Source organism: Arachidicoccus sp., assembly GCF_050436765.1.
GTDB lineage: Bacteria > Bacteroidota > Bacteroidia > Chitinophagales > Chitinophagaceae > Arachidicoccus.
In genome coordinates this window covers 1-2,473 of sequence record NZ_JBNQGD010000354.1, presented here as the reverse complement: position 1 = coordinate 2,473, position 2,473 = coordinate 1, and the positions used below count along the sequence as shown (strand labels likewise).

Sequence of the window (2,473 nt, the reverse complement as noted above, 5' to 3'; positions counted from 1 at the left end):
CATATCGGTGAGAGCTACGCGGTGGTCTGTTTAGATTCTATAAAGAACAAAACAGAACAAATATATGTCGCTCAGCAATTGACCGAATCGGGCCACGAAATTATCCCTATCACACAAAAGCAGGTCAGACATTTTGTAGGCAATATGATGCAAGTAAAAAATAAGAAAGGCAAAAAATACACCATTTTAAGCCAATCCGCTTTTGACGCATTGGATAAGGAACAAAAAGAAATTTTGGCATTTCACACCGAATTATTACCTATCAGCATCAATACAATCGAAACTTTAGGTGGTGGAAGTGCCAGGTGCATGGTAGCAGAAATATTTTTAGAAAAATAAGTTTTCATAAATTTAATCTGACAAATGAAACGAAAAGTACAATTATGGACAATCTGTTTAGCGGTAGTGCTTTTAGTACAAAGTTGCAAATCTAAAAATAACGAAAAGCAATCTTCAGGCTCAACGGACAGCTTAGCGGTAAACACAGAAGATTCTGTGCAGCTGATTCACGATTTCTCTTTAGAAGATGGCGAGCATATTTTTAAAATTAATACGCAGCAGTGGTTAAAAAGTACACTTAAGAACAATAAAGCAGATTGGAAAAACTTTAGCTATAAATCCATCCAAGAAATAGATACGTTATCAGATTCTACCCTGTTCAAACCCGCAAAAGATTTTTATAAAAACTATCAAAGTGTTTTACGTTGGTCCCTGGATAGCAATTTTATCATTGATTTTGGTTCCTACGGTTCGATGGCGATAAAAGACGACAGTGGCAACACACGACTGGAAGGTAGTGATCCGGATACAAAAGTTTCATTGATAAATGTAAAGGAACAGCGGCAGTCTCAATTATTATTTGCCGGCCCTTCTACGAAAATAATAGATGTGAAATGGCTGAGCAGTACAGAAGCAGTGATGCTTTTTTCAGAACAGGCAGCGCATAATGAGTGTGACACCTTATTGTGGTTTATAGATGTTCCCAGAAACCAAATACGTCAATATCAGTATCAATAGGTTATCCAGGAGCGTCTTTCCAAGTCTTAAAACCTTATTAAAAAGTAAACCAATGGAAGAGAAGAACGAACAACCTTATTATTCAAGAACCGATTCGCAAAAAGTAGAAAAAACAAACCCGGAATGGAAAGAGCTGTTGCCGAAGGAGTTGTATAATATTGCCCGCGAAAAAGGAACAGAAAGACCATTCACCAGCAAATACAACAAGTTTGATGAAGTGGGGAATTATTATTGCGCCGTATGCGGAAATGCTCTATTCCAAAGTGATGCAAAATTTGCCAGTAGTTGTGGCTGGCCTAGTTTTTTTGAACCGGTTACAAAAGATGCTATTGTTTATTTAAAGGATACAACTTTTGGTATGCAACGCACTGAAGTACAATGCGGTCGATGCCATTCTCATCTAGGTCATGTGTTTGAAGATGGACCTCCTCCTACCGGTTTGCGCTATTGCATTAATGGAGTAATTTTAGATTTTGAGAAAGCACAGGCCGCTGCCAAGCAATATGATGCCGACAATAACAAATAAATTTGTGCGTATAACCCGGCTATCATCCGCAGTAATTGTATTACTGTTTGCCACGGGTTGCGTGTTCACGAGTACTAAATTCTGTGGCAGTTACAGCGCAGTTACCGATTTTTCCCGGGACCTTTATTCAATGAGAGGAAGAAAGGAGACAATCCTGTATAAAAACGGCAGGAAAGAAACCATTACCTTCACTCCTGAATACCGCTTTATAAAAAAAGTCACGTTTACGTCACAGCGGGTAGAAGATAAAACATCGCTAGGCCACTGGAAAAAATTAAGATCGAAGATTATCGAAGTAACTTTTTCCGGAAAAAAGCCGGTGGAATATTATAAACAAGTCTCAAAAAATACCATCATCCGCTTAGATGGTCATCAAATGCAATTGAGTAAACGGTATGCACCCTATTTTACTTTCGTAAAAAAATAACCAAAAACCCATCAGTAAAAAATAATTTTGAAAAATAACCGTTTAAAACATACCTTTGCAGTCCTTAAAAATTTTAAGTTATGAACATAGCAGTTAAATATGTGCAAGAGCAATTGACAGCGGTTAAAGAATTTCCAAAATTCAAAGCTGGTGACAATGTTTCCGTGAACTATAAAATTGTAGAAGGTGGCAAGGAACGTATCCAAAGCTTCCGTGGCGATGTATTGAAAATGCAAGGAAATGGTGCAACTGCAACTTTTACAGTGCGTAAAATCTCTAACAGCGTAGGCGTTGAAAGAACATTCCCCATCTCTTCTCCCAATATCGATTCTATTGTTTTAAATAAAGTGGGTAAAGTACGTCGTGCTAAACTTTATTACCTGCGTGCCCTTACCGGTACAGCAGCCCGTATCAAATCAAAAAGAGTATAAGCCCCCTAACCCCCTGAAGGGGGAACATAAAAACAAGAAAAAGCCTCGTTGGAATATCCAAAGAGGCTTTTT

At 38.1% G+C, this 2,473-nt stretch carries 5 protein-coding genes; all 5 read left to right on the top strand.

Going from position 1 to position 2,473, the window contains the following annotated elements; genetic code table 11:
- A partial coding sequence (locus tag ACQR30_RS15040; protein ID WP_429736567.1) for an arginine deiminase-related protein occupies positions 1-339 on the top strand: 339 nt, incomplete at its 5' end.
- A gap of 24 nt (positions 340-363) precedes the next feature.
- Positions 364-1,017, top strand: coding sequence for a hypothetical protein (locus tag ACQR30_RS15035; RefSeq protein ID WP_429736565.1), 654 nt, complete (start codon positions 364-366; stop codon positions 1,015-1,017).
- A gap of 52 nt (positions 1,018-1,069) precedes the next feature.
- Positions 1,070-1,543, top strand: coding sequence for a peptide-methionine (R)-S-oxide reductase MsrB (msrB, locus tag ACQR30_RS15030; protein WP_429736563.1), 474 nt, complete (start codon positions 1,070-1,072; stop codon positions 1,541-1,543).
- A 130-nt stretch (positions 1,544-1,673) separates the two neighbouring features.
- Positions 1,674-1,970 (top strand): hypothetical protein, encoded by a 297-nt coding sequence (locus ACQR30_RS15025; protein ID WP_429736561.1) that lies wholly within the window; start codon positions 1,674-1,676, stop codon positions 1,968-1,970.
- A gap of 80 nt (positions 1,971-2,050) precedes the next feature.
- Complete coding sequence (gene rplS, locus ACQR30_RS15020) at positions 2,051-2,401, top strand: 50S ribosomal protein L19 (protein ID WP_429736559.1); 351 nt, start codon at positions 2,051-2,053, stop codon at positions 2,399-2,401.
- Positions 2,402-2,473: the final 72 nt, after the last annotated feature.

Bases quoted from the DNA above. Each gene is read 5' to 3' on its own strand.
- ACQR30_RS15035 (WP_429736565.1), top strand. From the start codon at position 364: ATGAAACGAAAAGTACAATTATGGACAATCTGTTTAGCGGTAGTGCTT.
- msrB (WP_429736563.1), top strand. From the start codon at position 1,070: ATGGAAGAGAAGAACGAACAACCTTATTATTCAAGAACCGATTCGCAA.
- ACQR30_RS15025 (WP_429736561.1), top strand. From the start codon at position 1,674: ATGAGAGGAAGAAAGGAGACAATCCTGTATAAAAACGGCAGGAAAGAA.
- rplS (WP_429736559.1), top strand. From the start codon at position 2,051: ATGAACATAGCAGTTAAATATGTGCAAGAGCAATTGACAGCGGTTAAA.